The organism is Nocardioides mesophilus (genome assembly GCF_014395785.1).
Classification (GTDB): domain Bacteria; phylum Actinomycetota; class Actinomycetes; order Propionibacteriales; family Nocardioidaceae; genus Nocardioides_B; species Nocardioides_B mesophilus.
The window spans coordinates 3,604,653-3,627,063 of record NZ_CP060713.1 but is presented as its reverse complement, the minus strand read 5'-3'; the positions used below and the strand labels follow the sequence as shown (position 1 = coordinate 3,627,063).

14 protein-coding genes and 2 pseudogenes are annotated in these 22,411 nt (G+C 73.4%); 6 read left to right on the top strand and 10 right to left on the bottom strand.

All coding sequences use genetic code 11. The features are described 5' to 3' along the window. Window positions 1-66: 66 nt before the first annotated feature. On the top strand, window positions 67-1,896 hold the full coding sequence (locus tag H9L09_RS17395; protein ID WP_187578085.1) for a glycoside hydrolase family 15 protein: 1,830 nt from the start codon (window positions 67-69) through the stop codon (window positions 1,894-1,896). Here H9L09_RS17395 and pgsA read toward each other — a convergent pair. The 5 genes from pgsA to H9L09_RS17370 all read right to left on the bottom strand — a co-directional run bounded on the left by pgsA (window position 1,847) and on the right by H9L09_RS17370 (window position 8,795). After that, entirely contained in the window at window positions 1,847-2,455 is a 609-nt protein-coding gene (gene pgsA, locus H9L09_RS17390) for a CDP-diacylglycerol--glycerol-3-phosphate 3-phosphatidyltransferase (RefSeq protein WP_187578084.1), read from the bottom strand. The two genes, H9L09_RS17395 and pgsA, sit on opposite strands and share 50 nt — an antisense overlap. Then, on the bottom strand, window positions 2,452-3,918 hold the full coding sequence (rimO, locus tag H9L09_RS17385) for a 30S ribosomal protein S12 methylthiotransferase RimO (protein ID WP_187578083.1): 1,467 nt from the start codon (window positions 3,916-3,918) through the stop codon (window positions 2,452-2,454). Before rimO ends, pgsA begins: the two co-directional genes overlap by 4 nt. Window positions 3,919-4,039: 121 nt before the next feature. After that, entirely contained in the window at window positions 4,040-4,822 is a 783-nt protein-coding gene (locus tag H9L09_RS17380; protein ID WP_187578082.1) for a helix-turn-helix domain-containing protein, read from the bottom strand. Continuing rightward, entirely contained in the window at window positions 4,819-6,189 is a 1,371-nt protein-coding gene (locus H9L09_RS17375) for a hypothetical protein (RefSeq protein WP_187578081.1), read from the bottom strand. Before H9L09_RS17375 ends, H9L09_RS17380 begins: the two co-directional genes overlap by 4 nt. Next, window positions 6,186-8,795 carry an FtsK/SpoIIIE family DNA translocase gene (locus H9L09_RS17370; protein WP_187578080.1) on the bottom strand — a complete coding sequence of 870 codons (2,610 nt, stop codon included), beginning with the start codon at window positions 8,793-8,795 and terminating at the stop codon, window positions 6,186-6,188. Before H9L09_RS17370 ends, H9L09_RS17375 begins: the two co-directional genes overlap by 4 nt. A 201-nt stretch (window positions 8,796-8,996) precedes the next feature. Between H9L09_RS17370 and H9L09_RS17365 the strand changes: the two genes are divergently transcribed. The 4 genes and pseudogenes from H9L09_RS17365 to H9L09_RS22555 all read left to right on the top strand — a co-directional run bounded on the left by H9L09_RS17365 (window position 8,997) and on the right by H9L09_RS22555 (window position 16,634). Then, on the top strand, window positions 8,997-10,439 hold the full coding sequence (locus tag H9L09_RS17365) for a cytochrome ubiquinol oxidase subunit I (protein ID WP_187578079.1): 1,443 nt from the start codon (window positions 8,997-8,999) through the stop codon (window positions 10,437-10,439). A gap of 78 nt (window positions 10,440-10,517) precedes the next feature. Beyond that, window positions 10,518-11,555: a cytochrome d ubiquinol oxidase subunit II gene (cydB, locus tag H9L09_RS17360; RefSeq protein ID WP_187578078.1), complete on the top strand. Its 1,038-nt coding sequence runs from the start codon at window positions 10,518-10,520 to the stop codon at window positions 11,553-11,555. Continuing rightward, entirely contained in the window at window positions 11,552-15,019 is a 3,468-nt protein-coding gene (cydD, locus tag H9L09_RS17355; protein WP_187578077.1) for a thiol reductant ABC exporter subunit CydD, read from the top strand. Before cydB ends, cydD begins: the two co-directional genes overlap by 4 nt. Window positions 15,020-15,090: 71 nt before the next feature. Continuing rightward, window positions 15,091-16,634, top strand: a pseudogene (locus tag H9L09_RS22555) (GGDEF domain-containing protein). A gap of 9 nt (window positions 16,635-16,643) precedes the next feature. On the opposite strand, the pseudogene H9L09_RS17345 reads toward H9L09_RS22555, so the two are convergent. From H9L09_RS17345 to H9L09_RS17330, 4 genes and pseudogenes are all read right to left on the bottom strand, one after another. Then, window positions 16,644-18,337 (bottom strand): annotated as a pseudogene (locus H9L09_RS17345) (ribonuclease J). Window positions 18,338-18,362: 25 nt separating this feature from the next. Continuing rightward, on the bottom strand, window positions 18,363-19,265 hold the full coding sequence (gene dapA, locus H9L09_RS17340; protein WP_425491734.1) for a 4-hydroxy-tetrahydrodipicolinate synthase: 903 nt from the start codon (window positions 19,263-19,265) through the stop codon (window positions 18,363-18,365). Between the two features lie 43 nt (window positions 19,266-19,308). Beyond that, a complete protein-coding gene (locus H9L09_RS17335; protein WP_246456085.1) occupies window positions 19,309-19,827 on the bottom strand; it encodes a dihydrofolate reductase in 519 nt (172 codons plus the stop codon). Further along, window positions 19,824-20,636: a thymidylate synthase gene (locus H9L09_RS17330; protein ID WP_187578074.1), complete on the bottom strand. Its 813-nt coding sequence runs from the start codon at window positions 20,634-20,636 to the stop codon at window positions 19,824-19,826. Before H9L09_RS17330 ends, H9L09_RS17335 begins: the two co-directional genes overlap by 4 nt. A gap of 56 nt (window positions 20,637-20,692) precedes the next feature. Here H9L09_RS17330 and H9L09_RS17325 point away from each other — a divergent pair, with 56 nt between their 5' ends. Next, window positions 20,693-21,313: an L-threonylcarbamoyladenylate synthase gene (locus H9L09_RS17325; RefSeq protein WP_187578073.1), complete on the top strand. Its 621-nt coding sequence runs from the start codon at window positions 20,693-20,695 to the stop codon at window positions 21,311-21,313. Window positions 21,314-21,325: 12 nt separating this feature from the next. Here the strand turns inward: H9L09_RS17325 and paaE are convergent, their stop codons facing one another. Continuing rightward, the gene (paaE, locus tag H9L09_RS17320; RefSeq protein ID WP_187578072.1) at window positions 21,326-22,408 is read right to left on the bottom strand and encodes a 1,2-phenylacetyl-CoA epoxidase subunit PaaE; all 1,083 of its coding nucleotides are present in this window, start codon (window positions 22,406-22,408) and stop codon (window positions 21,326-21,328) included. Window positions 22,409-22,411 lie beyond the last annotated feature (3 nt).

Genomic DNA, 22,411 nt, shown 5'->3' with positions numbered 1-22,411 from the left:
CTATGCGGTCCCGGTGGCCACCGGAAGGAGGACGCGTGAACTTTTCGGACAGGTACCCTGGCCCGCATGCCGTTGCCGATCGAGGAGTACGCCGTCATCGGCGACACCGGTACGGCCGCCCTGATCGGCAGCGACGGCTCCCTGGACTGGCTGTGCCTGCCGCGCTTCGACTCCCCCGCATGCTTTGCCGCGCTGCTCGGCGGCCCGGAGAACGGCCGCTGGCTGCTCGGCCCGGTCGGCGAGGCCCGCTGCGAGCGGCGCTACGTCGGCCACACGCCGGTGCTGGAGTCGACGTACACCACCGGGACCGGCAGCGTGCGCATCGTGGACTCGATGCCGATCGCCGACGGCCGGGCCGACGTGGTCCGCCAGGTCACCGGCCTCGAGGGCACCGTCCGGCTGCGTCACGAGTGGGTGGTGCGCTTCGGCTACGGCCGGATCCGGCCGTGGATCCACCGCGCCGACAACGACGGCGTCGAGGTGATCACCGCCGTCGCCGGACCGGACCGGCTGGTGCTGCGGGGGCCGCGGCTGCCGCGCTCGGCCGACGGCATCCACGAGGACGAGTTCGACGTGCGCGCCGGTGAGGAGCTGACGTTCTCCCTCACCTGGGTGCCCTCTCACCGCGAGCTGCCCGAGCCGCTCGCGGTCGAGGGCCGGATCGAGGAGACCCTGCGCCTGTCCGAGCAGTGGGTCGACCGGTGCACCTACCGAGGCCGGCACCGCGACCAGGTGCTCCGCTCCCTCATGACGCTACGGCTGCTGACCCACGGCGGGACCGGCGGCATCGTCGCCGCGCCGACCACCTCCCTGCCCGAGGACTTCGGCGGCGGCCGGAACTGGGACTACCGGTTCTGCTGGCTGCGCGACGCCTCGCTCACCCTGGAGGCGTTCCTGGCCTGCGGCTACCACCAGGAGGCCCGGCTGTGGCGTGACTGGCTGCTCCGCGCCGTCGCCGGCGACCCCGCCGACCTGCAGATCATGTACGCCGTCGACGGCGGCCGCGAGCTGCCGGAGCGGGAGCTCGACCACCTCGCGGGCTACGCCGGCTCCACGCCGGTGCGGGTCGGCAACGCCGCCGTCGACCAGCGCCAGACCGACGTGCTCGGCGAGGTGATGGCGGCGCTGCACATGGCTCGCGAGCTCGGTCTCGACGACACCGAGGACTCCTGGGCGCTGCAGACCGTGCTCGTCGAGGAGCTCGCCGAGCACTGGCAGAAGCCCGACCACGGGCTCTGGGAGATCCGCGGGCCCGCGCAGCACTTCACGCACTCGCGGGTGATGGTCTGGGTGGCCTTCGACCGGGCCGTCCAGGCGGTCGAGAAGCACGGCCTGCCCGGACCGGCCGACCGCTGGCGCGAGGTGCGCGACGCCGTACGCGCCGAGATCCTGGAGCGCGGCTTCGACCCGGCGCGGGGCACGTTCACCCAGCACTACGACACCACCGAGGTCGACGCCGCCCTGCTGGTGCTGCCGAGCGTGGGCTTCATCGACGGCGACGACCCCCGGATGCTCGGCACCATCAAGGCGGTCGAGGAGGACCTGGTGGTCGACGGGCTGGTGCGGCGCTACCGCACCGAGTCCGGCGTCGACGGGCTGGGAGGCGGCGAGGCGGCTTTCCTGGCCTGCTCGTTCTGGCTGGTCACCGCCTACGCGCAGGCGGGCCTGGTACCGGAGGCGCGCGAGCTGCTGGACCGGCTGCTGCTGATCCCCAACGACCTCGGGCTGCTGCCCGAGGAGTACGACCCGGTGAACGAGCGGTTCGTCGGCAACTACCCGCAGGCCTTCTCGCACCTGACCCTGGTGGAGGCGGTGCAGGCGCTCGACCTCGCCGAGGGCGGCGCCGTCACGAGCTCGCGCGGAGCCGGCCTTCCCGGCGTACCGCTAGCGCCTTGACGACGTAGTCGGCACCGGTCACCACGGTGAGCAGCACCGCGGCCGCCATCACTACGACGGCCACCCACCACAAGGCCCGGCCCACCGGCTCCCAGGCGCCCTCGAGCAGCAGCAGCGGCAGCAGCAGCCCGCTCAGCGCCGCGGTCTGCAGCACGGTCTTGAGCTTGCCGCCGCGCCCGGCGGCCATCACGCCGTAGCGGATCACCCAGAACCGCAGCGCGGTGATCCCCCACTCGCGCACCAGCACGACGATCGTCACCCACCACCACAGGTCCCCGACGATCGAGAGGCCGACGAAGGCCATCCCGGTGAGCGCCTTGTCCGCGATCGGGTCGGCGATCTTGCCGAAGTCGGTGACCAGGTCGTGCTTGCGGGCCAGGTCCCCGTCGATCTTGTCGGTGATCATGGCGGCGCCGAAGAGGAACCAGGCGACCAGCCGCCAGCCGACCGAGTCGCCGTTGTCGTGCAGCAGCGCCCAGGCGAAGAACGGCACCATCACGATCCGCAGCGTGGTCAGCGCGTTGGGGACGTTCCAGTTGCTCACCTGCTTGTCGCTCATCGCGGGTCTCCCCCGGCCTCGACCCGGGCGACCAGGTCGACACCGTCGGAGCCGGTCACCACGGCGGCCAGCACGTCGCCGACGCGGACCCCGGCCGGGAGGTCGGTCAGGCTGGTGGTGCCGTCGACCTCGGGCCCCTGGTGGGCGGCCCGCCCCTCCGCCGTACCGCCCTCGACCTGCTCGACGAGCACCTCGACCCGCTCGCCCAGCCGCTCCTCGGCGCGCTGCGCGGTGAGCTCCTCGACGAGCCGGGTGACGTGCTCGGCACGCTCGTGGATCTCGTCGTCGTCGAGCTTGCCGTCGTACGTCGCCGCCTCGGTGCCGTCCTCGTCGGAGTAGCCGAACACGCCGACCACGTCCAGCCGGCCGGCCTCCAGGAAGTCGCAGAGCACCTGCAGGTCGTCCTCGGTCTCTCCGGGGAAGCCGACGATGACGTTGGAGCGGACGCCCGCCTCGGGCGCGTGGGAGCGGATCTGCTCGAGCAGGCCCAGGAAGCTCTCCGGGTCGCCGAAGCGGCGCATCCGGCGCAGCACCTGGTGAGAGGCGTGCTGGAAGGAGAGGTCGAAGTATGCCGCCACGCCCGGCGTCCCGGCGATCGCCTCGACCAGGCCGGGACGGGTCTCCGCGGGCTGCAGGTAGGAGACCCGGACCCGCTCGACGCCCTCCACCGCAGCCAGCTCGGGCAGCAGCGTCTCGAGCAGCCGCAGGTCGCCGAGGTCCTTGCCGTAGGACGTGGAGTTCTCGCTGACCAGGAACAGCTCCTTGACGCCCTGGGCGCCGAGCCAGCGGGCCTCACCGAGGACGTCGGAGGGCCGCCGGGAGACGAAGGAGCCCCGGAACGACGGGATCGCGCAGAACGAGCACCGTCGGTCACAGCCGCTGGCGAGCTTCAGCGGCGCCATCGGCCCGCCGTCCAGGCGCCTGCGCACGGCCCGCGGACCGCTCGACGGCGTCGCCGCCTCCGGCAGGTCGGGCTCGAGGATGGTGTGGCCCGGCACCACGACCGCGCCGGGGTCGCGCTCGGTCGGCGAGATCGGCAGCAGCCGGCGGCGGTCCTGGGGCGTGTGCGGGTGGTGCTTCTCGCCGGCCAGGATGCCGCGCAGCTTCGCGGCGATGTCGGGGTAGTCGTCGAAGCCGAGCACCGCGTCGGCCTCGGGCAGCGTCTCGGCGAGGTCCTTGCCGTAGCGCTCGGCCAGGCAGCCGACCGCCACGACGGCCCGGGCGCTGCCCTCGGTCTTGAGGTCGGCGGCCTGGAGCAGCGTGTCGACGGAGTCCTTCTTCGCGGCCTCGACGAAACCGCAGGTGTTGACCACCACGGTCTCGGCGTCGGCGGCGTCCTCGACCAGGCGGAAGCCGCCGGCCTCGAGACGTCCGGCCAGCTCCTCGGAGTCGACCTCGTTGCGGGCACAGCCGAGGGTCACGAGAGCCACGGTCGTCAGGGCAGGAGTGGGTGCAGTAGTCATGATTCGTGGTCGAGTATGACCGTCGGGAGCCCCCGGACGCGAACCGGCGGTCTCGGCACCCCCGGCCGAGCGTCCCGTTCGGCGTCCATCCGGCGTCCCGTCCGGCGTCCTCGGGGCTCCGTCAGCGGGCCGCCGGGCGCCGGAAGGTACGGCGGTCCGGCTCCCCGTCGCCGCCGACGAGGCCGCGGTCACGGCCGCGCACCAGCACCCGGACGGCCCCGGCGTCGGCCGCCCGGACCGTCATCGGCGGGTCGACCTTCAGGCTCTTGCGCTCCCCCGCGGCGAGCCGGCCGGCCCACACGACCGTGCCGTCCCCGTCACGGACCAGGACCCGCTCGACCGGAGCGCCGTCGGCGGCCACCAGCGTGACCGGCATCGGCGCCGCGGCCGCGGCGGCGGCCTCGCGGGCGTCCCGCTCCTGCGGCAGCCCGGCCGAGCCGTTGAGGGCCGTGCCCGGTGTCTGGAGGAGGGCCGGCGGCTCGGTCTCGAAGAGCCGGATCACCCCCCACGCCATCACCAGGACCAGCACGGCGCCGATCAGCAGCCCCCAGTTGGGGCCGCCCACGGTGCGTCGCATGCTCCCGGTCATGCCGGTGGCGAGCTCGGCCTCGAAGACCCGCCGCGCGTTGATCGGAGCGGTGGCGTAGCGGTCGTCGAAGCGCTGCAGCAGCGGCGCCGGGTCCTGCCCGAGCACGCGCGCCAGGGTGCGCAGGTGGCCGCGGGCGTAGAAGTCGCCGCCGCACGGCGCGAAGTCGTCGACCTCGATCGACTCGATCACGTGCGGACGGATCCGGGTCCGGTCGGCCAGCTCGTCGACGGTGAGGCCGAGCCGGGTGCGGGCGGCCAGCAGCTCGGGTCCGACGACCGGGTCGTAGGCCGGCTCGGTGACGAAGTCGTCGATCACCAGCGGCTCGACGGGGTCGCCGAGCCGCGCGATCGGCCGGACGGTGCCGCTCGGGCGGGCTCGAAGACCAGGTCGACGCTGCCCGGCCGGCGCAGCTCGCGCCCTTCGGGCAGGGTGCCGCGCCGGTCCGCGGAGGGGTCGGCGTGCAGCGCGGTCGCGCCGTGCACCGGGCCGCCGGTGGCCGGGAGGTCCCGGGTCACCTGGGCGCGCAGTCCCGGACGGGGCATCCGCAGGGGCGCGGCGACAGCAGCCGGCAGCAGCAGCGCCGCCGGGGCCTCCGGCGAGACCGGGGCACCCTCGGGCGCCGGCGCAGTGGAGCTGGTGCCACGTCCCTTGGCGACGCGGGAGACGATCGTGCCGAGGTTGCCGACGAAGGTACGGCGTCCGGGCCGGCGGACCGGCTCCTTGGCCGACTCCTCCGACTCCTCCGGCTCCTCGCCAGTCGGCTGACCGTGCTCAGCGGGCTCGTCCGGGTCGGTCTGCTCGCTCCGGTCCTCGGCGGGGGTCGGGGGAACCGGTGCCCACACGCTCACCGGGGCGGCCGGGCGCTCCGACACGTCCGGGCGGGACTCCTGGCCGGCCGGCTCCGGCGGCGCGGACAGCGCCGTCACCACCGGCAGGTCGCGGGCGTGGTCGGTGGGCCGGGTGCCGCCCGGCTCGATGGCCTCGACCGGTGCGGCGGCGTCGGTGGCCTCAGTGGCCTCGGTGGGCTCGGTGGGCTCGGTGTCGGCGGACCGGGTGCGGGCCGCGGCGCGCCGGCTCGGCTCGGGCTGCAGCAGCACGACCTCGCTGCGGCCGTCGCAGAGCGCCGCCAGGTTCGCCAGCAGGTCGGCGGAGCCGGCCCCGGACCGGGTGGTCAGGCCCAGCGGCACGGCGAGCGCGCCGCCGTACAGCTTCTGGTTGAGCCGGGCGGCGCGACGCCCCCGCGGCTCGAGACCCTCGAGGGCCCGCGGGAGGCTGTGCGGGCGGAAGACGAGCCGTCCGTCGCGGACCGCGTTGCCTCTCGGCAGCAGCTCCACCGCGGCGACCGCGTCCCACGGCAGGCCGCGCCACTGGCGCCCCAGCCGGATCCGGACCCCGAGCGGGTCGGCGACCACCAGCGGCGTGCGGGCGTCGAGCAGCGTGGAGAGGTAGTAGCCGCCGACCCCCGCCATCAGCGCGCAGAGCAGCCAGTCGAGGGGTGCGCCGCTGCCCACCGCGCGCCACAGGTAGGCGATGGCGATGGCGCAGGCCGCGCCGCCGACCAGGGCGGCCAGCCCGGCGTTTCGACGGACCACGACCGACGGGCTGCTGAGCATCGCCTCGTCGGTGCCGTCCTGCGTGTCGGCCCCGTCGTGGAACCGGTCCTCCTGGTGCATGGCGCTCACTGCTCCCCCTGCAAAGTCGCGATCACGTCGTCGAGGTCGTCGGGCTTGATGAGTACGTCGCGGGCCTTGGACCCCTCGCTCGGGCCGACGATGCCGCGGCTCTCGAGGATGTCCATGAGTCGCCCGGCCTTGGCGAAGCCGACCCGCAGCTTGCGCTGCAGCATCGAGGTGGAGCCGAACTGCGTGGAGACGACCAGCTCGACCGCCTGCACGACCAGGTCCAGGTCGTCGCCGATGTCGTCGTCGAGGTCGCGCTTCGACTGCGCGGCGACGGTGACGTCCTCGCGGTAGTTCGGCTCGAGCTGCCCCTTGCAGTGCTTGACCACCTGGTGGATCTCGGCCTCGGTGACCCAGGACCCCTGGACGCGCACCGACTTCCCGGCACCCATCGGCAGGAACAGGCCGTCACCCTGGCCGACCAGCTTCTCGGCCCCCGGCTGGTCCAGGATCACCCGGCTGTCGGCCAGCGACGAGGTCGCGAAGGCGAGCCGGGACGGCACGTTGGCCTTGATCAGGCCGGTGACCACGTCGACCGAGGGTCGCTGGGTGGCCAGGACGAGGTGGATCCCGGCCGCACGGGCCAGCTGGGTGATCCGGACCACCGAGTCCTCGACGTCGCGCGGCGCGACCATCATCAGGTCGGCGAGCTCGTCGACCACCACGAGCAGGTAGGGGTACGGCGCGAGCACCCGCTCGCTGCCCGGCGGGACCTTGACCTTGCCGGCCTTGACCGCCTTGTTGAAGTCGTCGACGTGCCGGAAGCCGAAGGCAGCGAGGTCGTCGTAGCGCATGTCCATCTCGCGCACGACCCACTGCAGCGCCTCGGCGGCCTTCTTCGGGCTGGTGATGATCGGGGTGATCAGGTGCGGGACGCCCTCGTAGACGTTGAGCTCGACCCGCTTGGGGTCCACGAGGATCATCCGGACCTCGTCGGGCGTGGAGCGCATCAGCAGCGAGGTGATCATCGAGTTCACGAAGCTCGACTTGCCGGAGCCGGTCGCACCGGCCACGAGCAGGTGCGGCATCTTCGCCATGTTGGCGACCACGAAGCCGCCCTCGACGTCCTTGCCGAGCCCGACGATCATCGGGTGGTGGTCGTTGCGGGCGATCGGCGAGCGCAGCACGTCGCCGAGGGAGACGATCTCCTTGTCGACGTTCGGGATCTCGATGCCGATCGCGGACTTGCCCGGGATCGGGGAGAGGATCCGCACGTCGGCCGAGGCGACCGCGTAGGCGATGTTCTTGCCGAGCGCGGTGACCTTCTCGACCTTGACCGCGGGGCCGAGCTCGACCTCGTAGCGGGTGACCGTCGGGCCCCGGGTGTAGCCGGTGACCTGGGCGTCGATGTCGAACTGCTCGAGCACCTCGGTGAGCCGGCCGACCACCTCGTCGGAGGCCTTCGAGCGCGCCTTGTGCGGCGAGCCCGGCTTGAGCACGTCGTTGCCGGGCAGCGAGTAGGCGATGTCGCCCGAGAGCGCCAGCTGCTCGACCCGGGGCGGGAGCGGGGTGTGCGGCGGTGCCTCGACCCGCTCCTCGTCCTCCCCCGTGTCGGCGTGGGCGCCGGAGAGCACGGGAGGGGTCACGGCGTCGGGGTCCGACGACTCGGCGGTCGCCTTCTTCTTGCGGCCGAGGAACGCCCGCTCCTCGAGGACCGGGGTCGCGTAGGGCTCGTCGCCCAGGTCCGGGTCGACCTCGCCGTCGGCGTCGGTGCCGTCGGCGGGACGACGGCGGGAGCGGCTGCGCCTGATCGGCTGGGTCTCCTCGGCCGGGGCGGGCTGCTCGGCCGCCGTACCTCGTCCGAGCAGGCGGTCGCGGGCCTCACGAAGCCGCGCCGGCACCTGGTAGAGCGGGGTCGCGGTGATCACGAGCACGCCGAAGAGGGAGAGCAGCACCAGCAGCGGTACGACGACCAGGGTGCTGCGCAGCAGGTCCATGCAGAGCGAGGCGACGACGAAGCCGACCGCACCGCCCGCCTGCTGGAGGTCCGAGGTGTCCCCCGCGGACGGCTCGGGCATCCCGTTGCCGATGTGCACCAGCCCGAGCACGCCGAAGAGCAGGGCGCCCCAGCCGATGACCTGCCGGCCGGCCGGTCCGTTCGTCTCGGGGTCGCGCAGGTTGCGCCAGGCGACGAAGCAGAGCAGGAACGGCATGAACCAGCCGACCAGCCCGACCGAGCCGGCCACGACGGTGCGGGTGAAGTCGCCGACGCCGCCGGGGAGCTGCCACCAGACCGCTGCGGCCACCACCACGGCGAGGCCGATCAGGAAGAGGCCGGCGCCGTCGCGGCGGTGCTCCGGCTCGAGCTCGCGGGCGGTGTGCCCGACCTTGCGCACGCCGGCGCCGATCAGGTGGGCCAGGCCCAGCCAGACGGCGCTCACCGCCCGCCCGAGGGCAGCGAAGAGCGATGCGATAGGTCCAGGCCCGTTGCGAACCGCTCGCGGTGCCGGACGGGAGGACCGCTTGGAGGCGGTCGACCTGCCCTTGGCCGCGGGCTTCTTGCTGCGGGACTGGCTACCGGACGACCGGGTCCTCGAGGAGCCAGAGCCGGTGCTGCCTGTGGCCCTGCTCCTCGACGACGCCGGCGGGGAAGACGTGCGGGTCGCCATGGTCACCAAACTACACAGCGGCCACTCCAGTCCCATGCCTCACACGCCGGATCCGGCGACCGGTCCACACCGACCGGTGCCGGGAGGCGACCTCCGGCCCGGCTCCCTGGGGTCGAAGGTCCCTGGGGACCGGCGGAGCCGCGCTCCTAGCGTGGATCGCGGCCGGGCGCGCGCCGCGCCGACGCCCAGAGAGGACCTGTCGTGGACACGCTCGACATCGCCCGGTGGCAGTTCGGCATCATCACCGTTTACCACTTCCTGTTCGTGCCGATCACGATCGGCCTCTCCGCGCTCGTCGCCGGCCTGGAGACGGCCTGGGTGCGCACCGGAGGCGAGAAGTACCTCCGGCTCACCAAGTTCTTCGGGAAGCTGTTCCTGATCAACTTCGCCATCGGCGTGGTCACCGGGATCGTCCAGGAGTTCCAGTTCGGGATGAACTGGAGCGACTACTCGCGCTTCGTCGGCGACATCTTCGGAGCCCCGCTCGCGATCGAGGGCCTGCTGGCGTTCTTCCTGGAGTCGACCTTCCTCGGCCTGTGGATCTTCGGCTGGGACAAGCTGCCGCGCCCGCTGCACGCCGCCTGCATCTGGCTGGTCCACCTCGGCACGCTGCTCTCGGCGTACTTCATCCTCGCGGCGAACTCGTGGATGCAGCACCCCGTCGGCTACACGTTCAACCGCGACACCGGCCGGGCCGAGCTGAACGACTTCTGGGCGGTGATGACGAACAAGGTGCAGCTGGCGACCTTCCCGCACACGCTGACCGCCTGCTACATGACCGGCGGCGCGTTCATGCTCGGCGTGGCCACCTACCTGCTGGTGCGCCGGCGGACTCCGGACGCGGACCGGCCGATGTACCGCACCGCCGTCCGCCTCGGTGCGGTGGTGACCCTGGTCGGCGGCCTGGGCGTCGCGATCTCCGGGGACTACCAGGGCAAGATCATGACCGACGTGCAGCCGATGAAGATGGCGGCCGCCGAGGCGCTCTACGACACCGAGGCGCCCGCCGCCTTCTCGCTGTTCACGGTGGGCACCCTCGACGGCTCGCAGGAGAAGTTCGCGGTCAAGGTGCCCCGGCTGCTCTCCTTCCTGGCCACCGGCAGCTTCGACGGCGAGGTGCAGGGCATCAACCAGCTCCGGGCGCAGTACCGCAAGACCTACGGCCAGGACCCCGGGGCCGCCTACTACACCTCCGGCGACTACACCCCGGTGATCCCGGTGACCTACTGGACGTTCCGGCTGATGATCGGGCTCGGCGTGCTGGCCGCCGCCGCGGCCGCGCTCTTCCTCTGGGTCACCCGGCGTGGACGGGCGCCGACCGGCAGGGCGCTGGTGATGATCGCGGCCGCGCTGCCGCTGCTGCCGGTCCTGGCCAACTCCTTCGGCTGGATCTTCACCGAGATGGGACGCCAGCCGTGGGCGGTCTTCGGCCTGATGACCACCGCGAACGCCGTCTCCCCCGGCGTCAGCCCCGGCGAGGCGCTCACCTCGCTGATCGCCCTGACGCTGCTGTACGGCGTCCTCGCCGTCATCGAGGTCGGCCTGATGCTGCACTTCATCAGGAAGGGCGCCGACCCGTTCGTCGAGCCGCCCTCACCGACCCTCGGCCGGCCGAGTGACGAGCCGCTCACCTTCGCCTACTGACCGCGCGGACCGCTCCCACCGGCCGCCACCACCCCTCCCACATCCCCGGGCCCTGCGACAAGATCGGAGACCTCACCCATGGAGCTCACCACCGTCTGGTTCGGCCTGATCGCCGTGCTGTGGATCGGCTACTTCTGCCTGGAGGGGTTCGACTTCGGGGTGGGCATGCTGCTGCCGGTGCTGGCCCGCGACGACACCGAGCGGCGGGTGCTGATCAACACCATCGGCCCGCTGTGGGACGGCAACGAGGTGTGGGTGCTGGTCGCCGGCGGAGCGACGTTCGCCGCCTTCCCGGAGTGGTACGCGACCTTGTTCAGCGGCTTCTACCTGCCGCTGCTGCTGATCCTGCTCGCCCTGATCGTGCGCGGCCTCGCCTTCGAGTACCGCGCCAAGCGCGACGAGGACCGGTGGCGACGCCGCTGGGACACCGCGATCGTCGTCGGCTCGGTGGTCCCGTCGCTGCTGTGGGGGGTCGCGTTCGCGAACCTGCTCCGCGGGGTGCCGATCGACGCCGACAAGGAGTACGTCGGCGGCTTCTTCGACCTGCTCAGCCCCTACGCGCTGCTCGGCGGGGTGACCACCCTGCTGCTGTTCCTCACCCACGGCGCGCTCTTCATCGCGCTGAAGACCGACGGCGACATCCGGCACCGGGCCCGCGACCTGGGCGTCCGGGTCGGCGTGGCCGCGGCCGTGGCCGCGGTGGCCTTCCTCGCCTGGACTCAGGGGCTGACCGGGTCGGCCGGATCCGCGGTGCTGTTCGTCCTCGCCGCGCTCGCCCTGGTCGCCGGGCTGGCCGTCGCGACCCGCGGCCGGGAGGGCTGGGCCTTCCTCGGCACCTTCGTCGCGATCGCGCTGGCCGTGGCCGGCCTGTTCACCGCCCTGTTCCCCGACGTGATGCCCTCGTCGCTGGACCCGGCCTGGTCGCTGACCACGACCAACGCCTCGGCGACCTCCTACACGCTGACGGTGATGACCTGGGTCGCGGTGCTGTTCACCCCGATCGTGCTGGCCTACCAGGGCTGGACCTACTGGGTGTTCCGCTCCCGGATCTCCACCCGGCACATCCCCACCGACCCGGGGACCTCGTCGTCCCCGGCGCCGCAGCCGGTGTCGTGAGGCCGCTCGACCGGCGGCTGCTCCCGCACCTGCGGCCGGCCCGGGCCGCGCTCGGCGGGGTGGTGGCAGCCGGGGCGGCCGGTGGGGTGCTGCTGGTCGCCCAGGCCTTCGCGGTCGCGGACCTGCTCACCGACGCGCTCGGCGGCCGGCCACTGGCCGGCTCCGCGACGCTGCTGGGCCTGGTCGTGCTCGGCCGCGCCCTGGCCGGCTGGGCGGGCGAGCGGTGTGCGAGCGCGGCGGCGGCCCGCGTCGGCCGGGCACTGCGCCGCCGGGTCGTCGCCGCGGCCCTCGCGCTGGGGCCCGCCGCGCTGTCGCGGCACAGGACCGGCGAGCTGGCGCTGCTGGCCACCCGGGGCGTGAGCGCGGTGGAGCCGTACCTCACCCGGTACCTGCCCGCCCTGGTGCTGGGCGTGCTGCTGCCGCCGGTGACGGTGCTGGCGATCCTGGCCGAGGACCTTCGTGCCGGGCTGGTGGTGCTGCTGACGCTGCCGCTGGTCCCGGTGTTCGCCGCCCTGGTCGGAATGGCCACCCGGGACCGTGCCGACCGGCAGTGGCGGTTGCTGTCGTCGCTGGCCGGGCACTTCCTCGACGTGGTCCGGGGCCTGCCCACCCTGGTGGTGCACGACCGGGCGCGCTTCCAGGGCGAACGGATCCGCGAGGTCACCCACCGCTACCGGCGCGCCGGCGTGGAGACGCTGCGGATCGCGTTCGCCTCCTCCGCGGTGCTCGAGCTCGTGGCCACCCTGTCCGTGGCGCTGGTCGCCGTCCTGGTGGGCCTGCGGCTGGCCTCCGGCTCCCTCGACCTGCACACCGCGCTGGTGGTGCTGCTGCTGGCCCCGGAGGCCTACTGGCCGCTGCGCCGGGTCGGCGCGGAGTTCCATGCCGCCGCCGAGGGCACCGCCACCTTCGAGGAGGTGGACCGGCTCGCCCGAGAGGCTGCGGAGTCCGGCGGGCACGCGCCGACCGGGACCGGTGCCGGTGACGGGCCCGAGGACGGCATCGACGTACGCCGGCTGACCGTCCGCTATCCCGGACGCACGGTCCCGGCGCTCGACGGGGTCACCGTGCACGTCCCGCCGCGCGGCATCACCGCCGTCACCGGGCCGTCCGGCTGCGGCAAGTCGACGCTGCTCGCCGCCGTGCTCGGGCACGTCGAGGCGGAGTCCGGCTCGGTCACGGTGCGAGGCCGCACCGGCCCGGACCGGCAGGAGCTCGTCGCGTGGGTACCGCAGCGCCCCTGGCTGCTGCCCGGCAGCGTCCGCGACAACGTACGGCTCGGCCGGCCGGATGCCGACGACGCGGCGATCTGGCAGGTGCTGGAGCTGGTGCGGCTGGCCGACCACGTCGCCACGCTGCCCGAGGGCCTCGACGCCGAGGTCACCGAGGACGGCGCCAGCCTCTCGGCCGGGGAGCGCGCCCGGCTGGTCCTGGCCCGCGCGGTGCTCAGCGACCGCCCGTGGGTGGTGCTCGACGAACCGACCGCGCACCTCGACGCGGCGACCGAGGCGGCGCTCGCCGACGCCCTGGTGCACCTGGCCCGGACCCGCGGGGTGCTGCTGGTCGCGCACCGACCGGCGCTGGTGGAGATCGCCGACCACGTCATCGCGCTTCCCGCTCCTGCGGACCACCCGGCGGAGGACCCGGCGCGTCTGCCGGCTGACGACCGCCCCGCCCCGGTGCCGACCGACCACCATGCCGCCGCAGCCGCCGCAGCGGCCGCGGCCGAACCCGGTCCGGGTGGCCCCGTGAAGGCGCCCGCGGCCGGAGTCGCGACGGCGCCCACGCCTGCGCCGTCGTCCGCGGTCGACCGCTCCGGTGTCCGCCGCCGGCTCGTCGCCGGCACCGTGCTCGGCTCGCTCGCCGCCGCCTCCGGGGTGGCGCTCACCGCGACCGCGGGCTGGCTGATCGTCCGCGCCGCGGAGCAGCCGCCGGTGCTGGTGCTGCTGGTGGCCATCGTCGGGGTCCGCACCTTCGGCCTGGCCCGGCCGGCGCTGCGCTACGTGGAACGGCTGGTCTCGCACGACGCCGCCCTGCGGCTGCTGGCCGACCGGCGGGTCCGGGTCTATGACGACCTCGTGCCGCTGACACCCGGGCGGCTGGGCCGGCAGCGGGGCGACGTGCTGGCCGGGGTGGTCGACGACGTCGACGCGGTGCTGGACCAGGAGCTGCGGGTGCGTGCGCCGCTGGCCGTGGCGGGTGTCGTCGGCACGGGCGCTGTCCTGCTCGCCTGGCTGCTGGCCCCCGGCACGCCGGCGGTGGCGGCCACCGTGGCCGGCGTCCTGGTGGTGGCCGGTCCCGTCGCCGGCGGCCTCGCGTTCCTGGGCGCCCGGAGCGGTGAGCGGCTCTTCATCGAGGCGCGGGCCGCCGCCTCGTCCTGGGTGACCGCCGTCCTCCAGGGCGCCGCCGACCTGACCGTGTGGGCCGCGGTCCCGGCCGCGCTGGACCGCGTCGACCGGGCCTCGGACGCCGTCGCCGCGGGCAGTCGCCGGGCGGGTGCGGGCCTCGCGGCCGGCCGTGCGCTCGCGGTGCTCGGCGGGGGCCTGGGCACCGTGGCAGCGGTGGCCGCCGGCGCGCCCGCCTACGCCCGCGGCGACCTCAGCGGCCCGGTGCTGGCGCTGCTCGCGCTGCTCCCCCTGGCCCTGGTCGAGGTGCTGCTCCCCGTGGCCGACGCGGGCGCCCTGGTTGTGCGCACCCGGGCTGCGGCGGCGCGGCTGGACCGGCTGCACCGGACCGTGCCCGCGGTGACCGAGCCCGCCGACCCTGCGCCCGCGCCCCGTTCCGCGGAGCTGGTACTGGACCGGGTGAGCGCCGGCTGGGGCGGTCGGCCGGCGTTGCGGGACCTCGACGTCCGGCTCCCCGTCGGGACGCGGCTCGGCGTGGTCGGCCCGTCCGGCTCCGGCAAGTCGACGCTGGCCGCCTGCCTGCTGCGCTTCCTCGACCCCGACCACGGTGAGGTCCAGATGGCGGGCACCGCACTCCCCCGGTTGAGCCTGCACGAGGTCCGTCGGCAGGTCGGGCTCATCGACGACGACCCGCACGTCTTCTCCACCTCGCTGGCGGAGAACGTCCGGCTGGCACGGCCCGAGGCATCCGACACCGAGGTGGAGGGCGCGCTGCGCGCCGCGCACCTGGGGCCGTTCCTCGACGCGCTCCCCCTCGGCCTCGCGACCGTGCTCGGTGAGGGGCACGCGGCGGTCTCCGGCGGCGAGCGTGCCCGGCTCGGGCTGGCGCGGGCGCTGCTCGCCGACCGCCCGGTGCTCGTCCTCGACGAGCCCACCGCGCACCTCGACGCGGGTACCGCGCGCGCGGTCTCCGACGACCTGCTCGGCCGGACCGGACCCACGCTGGTGTGGATCACGCACAGCCCGATCGGTCTGGACCGGATGGACGCCGTCCTGGACCTCGGCCCCGACGCGGCAGCGGTCCGGACCACCAGTGTGTCCAGATCGGGTGGTTCCGGGTAGTTCTGCCTCGGGACGCACCGCTCAGCAGCGACAATCGCGGCGTGGATCTCCTCCAGGTGACGGCGCGCGTCATGACGCTCGCCCAGTCCGGCCGGTCGGCCGAGGCGCTGGAGCTGGGAGCCCGCACCCTCGAGGAGCTGGAGAAGCCGGACGAGACGGCCACGCCGGCCGAGCTCGCCGGCCTGTGGTACGCCGTGGCGGTCGGCCACCACGTGCGCGGCGAGCACACCGAGCAGGTGCAGGCGACCCGCCGGTGCCTGGAGCTGGCCCGGTCGGTCGACGACCCGGGGTGGATGTCCAACGCGCTGTCGCTGCAGGCGATGGCGCTGATCCGGGCCAACACCGTAGAGCCGGCGCTGCTGGATCTCGCGCAGGCGGAGGTCGAGCTGGCCGCCTGCACCGACGAGGGCCTGGCCTCCTGGGCGCACACGGGTATCGGCTACTGCTACCTCGAGCTGCGTCTCTACGAGCTGGCCCAGCCGCACCTGGAGGCTGCGCTCGCGATCGAGGCCGCGCCGGTGCCGCTCGAGGAGGATCGGGTGATCGACCTGGTCAACCTCGCCGAGCTGCACCTGCGGTGGGCCGACGAGCTGGAGCGGGCGACGCCGTACGACGGGTCAGCCGAGGAGGCCGAGGAGCACCGCGCGATCGGGCACGACTACGCCGCCGACGGTCTGGTCGAGGCCGAGCGGACCGGTGCCGCGAGCCACGCCGAGCTCTGTCGGGCGATGGAGCTGGTCTCGCGGCCGGTGGGTCAGGCCGAGGCGTCGCTGCCGGAGCTGTGGACCGAGTGGCGCAGCCGCGAGCACCATGCCTACTCCGGTGGCCGGGCCACGGTGGGCGGTGCGCTGGCCCGCGCGCTGTGGCGCAGCGGTCGCACCGACGAGGCCCTCGAGGTGGCCCGGGAGGCTGCGGACGAGTCCGGCGACGCGGGTGACTGGCAGGTCACCGCGGGGGTGCGCTGGCTGCTGGTGGAGATGGAGTGCGAGGCGGGTGTGCCCGGTGCCGCCGCGGGTCGCGAGTACGCCGGCCTGCTCTCGCACGTCCTGTGGCAGCAGCGGCTGAGCACGCTGCAGGGCGCGACCGCCGCGCTGGACGTGGAGCGGCTGCGCGGCGACAAGCTGGCCGCCCAGCGGGCCGCGCGGGAGGATCCGCTGACCGGGGTCGGCAACCGGCGCGCGCTGGACCTCGCCCTGGCCGACGCGGAGATCCGCTCCCACCACGACGGCCGCCCGACCAGCCTGCTCATCATCGACCTCGACGACTTCAAGTCCGTCAACGACCGGCACGGGCACGTGCGGGGCGACGAGGTGCTCCGGGGGTCGCCGAGGCGGTGCGGGGCGTGGCCCGCAGCGAGGACCTCGTCGCCCGGCTCGGCGGCGACGAGTTCGTCGTGCTGGCCCACGGCACCGACCGGCAGACCGGCGAGGCGCTCGCCCACCGGATCGAGGAGGCGATCGCCGGAGTCCGGGTCGACGCGGTCGGCGCGCTCCGGCTGGCCGCCAGCGTCGGGGTCAGCACGGCGCCGCCGGCCACTCCCCTGGGCTTCCTGCTCGAGGAGGCCGACCGGGCGATGTACCGCGCCAAGCGCCGCCGCGGCTCCCCGGGCGGCTGAGACCGCGGCTCAGGCCTCGACCACGACCGGGATGATCATCGGACGGCGGCGGTGCCGGTTGGACACCCAGCGGCCGACGACCCGTCGGATCGTCTGCTGGAGCTGGTAGGGGTCGTCGACCCCCTCGCGCAGGGCGGCGTCGATCGCGTCGATGATCGGCTGCTTGATGTCCTCGAAGACCGAGTCGTCCTCGGCGAAGCCGCGGGCGTGGATCTCCGGCCCGCCGGCGACCTTGCCGCTGACGGAGTCGACCACGACGATCACCGAGATGAAGCCCTCCTCGCCGAGGATCCGCCGGTCCTTGAGCAGCGTCTCGCTGATGTCGCCCACCGACGAGCCGTCGACGAAGACGTAGCCGCACTCGACCTTGCCGGCGATGGTGGCCTTGCCGTCGACGAGGTCGACGACGATCCCGTCCTCGGCGACCACCACCCGCTCGGCCGGCACCCCGGTGGCGCGGGCGAGCTCGGCGTTGGCGTGCATGTGCCGGGTCTCGCCGTGGATGGGGAGCACGTTGCGCGGCTTGACGATGTTGTAGCAGTAGAGCAGCTCACCGGCCGAGGCGTGGCCGGAGACGTGCACCAGCGCGTTGCCCTTGTGGACCACGTTGGCCCCCCACCGGGTGAGGCCGTTGATCACGCGGTAGACGGCGTTCTCGTTGCCGGGGATGAGCGAGGAGGCCAGCACGACGGTGTCGCCCTCCTCGATGTGCACGAAGTTGTGGTTGCGCTGCGCGATCCTGGAGAGCGCCGAGAGCGGCTCGCCCTGCGAGCCGGTGGAGATCAGCACGGTCCGCTCGGGCGCGAAGCCGGCGAGCTCCTTGGCGTCGACCAGGGTGTCCGGGGGCACGTGGAGGTAGCCGAGGTCGCGGGCCACGCCCATGTTGCGGACCATCGACCGGCCGACGTAGGCGACCTTGCGGCCGTGCGCGACCGCGGTGTCCATGACCTGCTGCACGCGGTGCACGTGCGAGGCGAAGCAGGCCACGATGATCCGCTGGTTCCGGGCCTGGTGGAAGACCCCGTCGAGCACCGGGGTGATGTCGCGCTCCTTGACCGTGAAGCCCGGCATCTCGGCGTTGGTGGAGTCGACCATGAACAGGTCGACGCCCTCGTCGCCGAGCCGGGCGAACGCGTTGAGGTCGGTGATCCGGCCGTCGAGCGGCAGCTGGTCCATCTTGAAGTCGCCGGTGTGCAGCACCACGCCCGCCCCGGTGCGGATGGCGACCGCGAGGGCGTCGGGGATCGAGTGGTTCACCGCGATGAACTCGAGCTCGAACGGGCCGAACGTGATCCGGTCGCCCTGCTTGACCACGTGCTGCGCGGTCTCCTTCAACCGGTGCTCGCGCAGCTTCGAGGTGAGCAGCGCCAGGGTCAGCTGCGAGCCGACGAGCGGGATGTCGCCGCGCTCGCGCAGCAGGAACGGCGTCGCCCCGATGTGGTCCTCGTGGCCGTGGGTGAGCACCAGCGCCTCGACGGCGTCGAGCCGGTCCCGGATCGGGGCGAAGTCGGGGAGGATCAGGTCGACCCCGGGGTGGTGGTCCTCCGGGAACAGCACCCCGCAGTCGACGATCAGCAGCCGGCCGGCGTGCTCGAAGGCCGTCATGTTGCGGCCGACGTCACCGAGGCCCCCAGCGGGATCACCCGCAGGCCGTTCTCGGGCAGCGGTGCGGGCGCGGACAGCTCGGGGTGCGGTCGGCTCATGAAGCGCTCGCCGTCGTGCAGCTCATCACCTGCGGGTGTCCTCCATCAGTCCGGCTCGGTCGAGTACGTCGCCGATCTCGGCGACCAGGTCCTCGCCGGCCGGCACCAGGGGCAGCCGGACGGCGCGGGAGTCGATGACGCCCATCAGCTGCAACGCCGCCTTGGCGGTCATCGCTCCCTGGGCTCGGTGCATGATCACGTCGACGACCGGGACGAGCCGCCGGTAGCCGTCGAGGGCGGCGTCGAGGTCGCCGCGGTCGACGGCGGCGACCATCTCTGCGTAGGGCCGGCCGGCCACGTGACCGACGACCGAGACCACGCCGACGGCGCCGTGGGTCAGCCAGGCGAGGTTGAGCACGTCGTCGCCGGAGTAGAAGGCGAGCCCGGTCTCGGCCATCACCCGGACCCCGCGGTAGAGGTCGCCGACGGCGTCCTTGACCGCCACGATCCGGTCGTGCTCGGCGACCCGGCGGTAGGTCTGCTCGGCGATCGCGATCGAGGAGCGACCCGGGATGTCGTAGAGCATCACCGGCAGGCCGGTGGCGTCCGCCACGGTGGTGAAGTGGGCGGCCACGCCGTCCTGGGTCGGCTTGGAGTAGTACGGGGTGACCAGCAGCAGCCCGTCGGCACCGGCCTTCTCGGCCTGCGCGGCGAGCTCGACGGAGTGGGCGGTGTCGTTGGTCCCGACCCCGGCGACCACGGCGATCCGGTCGCCGACGGCCTCGACGACGGCCCGCAGCAGCCGGCCGTCCTCGTCGGTGGTGGTGGTCGGGGACTCCCCTGTCGTCCCGGAGACCACCACGCCGTCGTGCCCGTGGTCGGCGAGGTGCGCGGCGACCCGGGCGGCGCCCTCGAGGTCCAGCGAGCCGTCGGCGTGGAAGGGCGTGACCATCGCGGTCAGCACGCGACCGAAGGGAGCAGGCGCCAGAGTCATGCCGGACAGGTTATCGCCCCGAGGAGCGCTCACGGCCTCACGGCGCTCGTCCCTGTCCCGTGGCCGCGTCAGCGGCGCTCGAGCCACACCCAGCTGAAGGCGTCGTGGTCCTCGCGCCGGGTCTCGACCCACTCGTCCGGGTCGACCTCGGGTAGTGGGTGTCGCCCTCGGGCGACTGGTGCACCTCGGTGAGGACCTGGTGGGTCGCGAACGGCATCGCGGCCTCGTAGACCTGGGTGCCTCCACCGATCACGATGTCGGCGCCGGTCTCGGCGTGCACGCGGCGACCGGTCTCGAGCGCCCGCTCCAGGGAGTCCGCCACCAGGACGCCCTCGGCGCTCCAGCCGGGCTGCCGGGTCACGACCACGTTGGTGCGGAACGGCAGCGGGTGGCCGATGCCCTCGTAGGTCACCCGGCCCATCACCACGGTGTGTCCGCGGGTCACCTCGCGGAAGTGCTTCATGTCCTCCGGAAGGTGCCAGGGGATGTCGGCGTCCCGGCCGATCACGCCGTTGTCGGCGACCGCGGCGACCATGACGATGCGCGGCTCGCTCATACGGCGATCGGCGCCTTGATGCCCGGGTGCGGGTCGTAGCCGACGACCTGGATGTGCTCGAGGTCGAAGGCGTCGAGCTCGGAGACCGACGGGTCCAGGCGCAAGGTCGGCAGCGGGCGCGGCTCGCGGGTCAGCTGCAGCCGGGCCTGGTCGAGGTGGTTGGAGTAGAGGTGCGCGTCGCCGAGCGTGTGCACGAAGTCGCCGACCCGCAGGCCGGTCACCTGCGCCACCATGTGGGTCAGCAGCGCGTAGGAGGCGATGTTGAACGGCACCCCGAGGAAGACGTCGCCGGAGCGCTGGTAGAGCTGGCAGGACAACCGGCCGGGGCCGCCGTCGGGCGACGGCGCGACGTAGAACTGGAAGAGCGCGTGGCACGGCGCGAGCGCCATCTGCGGGATGTCGGCGACGTTCCAGGCCGAGACGATGTGCCGCCGGCTGTCCGGGTCGCGCCGGAGGTTCTCCACCACCTGGGCGATCTGGTCGACGTGGTCGCCCGCCGGGGTCGGCCAGGACCGCCACTGGTAGCCGTAAACGGGCCCGAGGTCGCCCCCGGGGTCGGCCCACTCGTCCCAGATCGTGACGCCCCGGTCCTGCAGCCACTTCACGTTGGTGTCGCCGCGCAGGAACCACAGCAGCTCGGCGAACACCGACCGGGTGTGCACCTTCTTGGTGGTCACCAGCGGGAAGCCCGCGGAGAGGTCGAAGCGCATCTGGTGCCCGAAGACGCTGAGCGTCCCGGTGCCGGTGCGGTCCTCCTTCTCCACCCCCTCGTCGAGGATGCGTTGCAGCAGGTCCAGGTAGGGGCGCACCCGGTCAAACTACACCGGGCATGGCCGGGCGAGGAGCCGTGTGGCACGTTCGTCCCATGGCCACGTACCTCGACGTCCATCCGGCGAACCCGCAGCCCCGCGCGATCGCGCAGGTGGTGCGGATCATGCGCGAGGACGGGGTGGTGGCCTATCCCACCGACTCGGGCTTCGCGCTCGGCTGCCGGCTCGGCAACGCCGACGGGCTGGTCCGGATGCGCCAGATCCGCGGCCTCGACGACAAGCACCACTTCACGCTGCTGTGCAAGGACTTCGCGCAGCTCGGTCAGCTGGTGCAGATGCCGAACGCCGTGTTCCGCAGCGTCAAGTCGCTCACCCCGGGCTGCTACACGTTCATCCTCACCGCGACCGCCGAGGTGCCCCGCAGGTTGCTGCACCCGAAGAAGCGCACGGTCGGGGTGCGGATCCCCGACCACAAGGTCGCCCTGGCGATGCTGGCGGAGATGGGCGAGCCGATCGTGACCACGACGCTGCTGATGCCCGGAGAGACCGAGCCGATGACCGAGGGCTGGGAGATCAAGGAGCTGCTCGACCACCAGGTCGACGCGGTGATCGACTCCGGCGACGTGGGCCGGGAGCCGACCACGGTCGTGGACTTCTCCTCCGGCGCGCCGGAGATCGTCCGCCGGGGTGCCGGGGACACCTCGCCGCTGGAGTGAGCGGCGCTGCGCTCAGGCGTCGTAGTCGAGCTCGACGCGGTCCGAGGTCGGGTGGGACTGGCAGGTGAGCACGTAGCCCTTCTCCACCTCGTCGGGCTCCAGCGCCCAGTTGGTGTCCATCTCCACCGTGCCCTCGACCACCTTGGCGCGGCAGGTACCGCAGACGCCGCCCTTGCAGGCGAACGGCGCGTCGGAGCGCACCGCCAGGGCGGCGTCGAGGACGGCCGGGCCGTCGGGGGCCAGCCGGAACGTCGAGCGCCTGCCGTCGAGCGTCACGGTGACCTCGGCTCCGGTGGCGCTGCCGTCGGACCCGGGCGTCGTACGACGGGCCGGGGGTGCGGACTCGACGTGGAAGACCTCGGCGTGCACGGAGCGCTTGGAGACCCCGGACTCGACCAGCAGCCGTCTCAGGTCCGCGACCATCAGGTAGGGACCGCACAGGAACCACTCGTCGGCGTCCTCCACCGGGATCAGGGTGTCCAGCAGCCGGCTCATCCGCTCCCGGTCCAGCCGCCCGGACAGCAGCTCGACCTCCTGCGGCTCGCGGGAGAGCACGTGGAAGAGCTGGAACCGCTCCGGGTAGCGGTTCTTCAGGTCCTCGACCTCGTCGAGGAACATCACCGTGGCGTGGGTGCGGTTCGCGTAGACCAGCGTCACGGTGGACTCCGGCTCCACCTCCAGCGTGGTGGTCATGATCGAGAGGATCGGCGTGATCCCCGAGCCGGCCGCGACGCAGACGTAGTGCTTGCGGTTCGCGGGGTCGAGCTCGGTGAAGAACCGGCCGCTCGGAGTCATCACGTCGAGGACGTCGCCGGGCTCGAGCACCTCGAGCGCGTGCTCGGAGAACGCGCCTCCGGGGAGCCGCTTCACCGCGACCCGCAGCCGGCCCGAGGTCGCCGGCGCGCAGATCGAGTAGTTGCGGCGCACGTCGTCGCCGGCGAGCTCGGTGCGGATGGTGAGGTGCTGGCCCTGGGTGAAGGCGTAGTCCTCGCGCAGCTCCTCGGGCACGTCGAAGGTGATGGCGACCGCGTCCTCGGTGACCGGCTCGACGCTGGCGACCGTCAACGGGTGGAAGACGGAGTGGCGGGTGCTCACGGG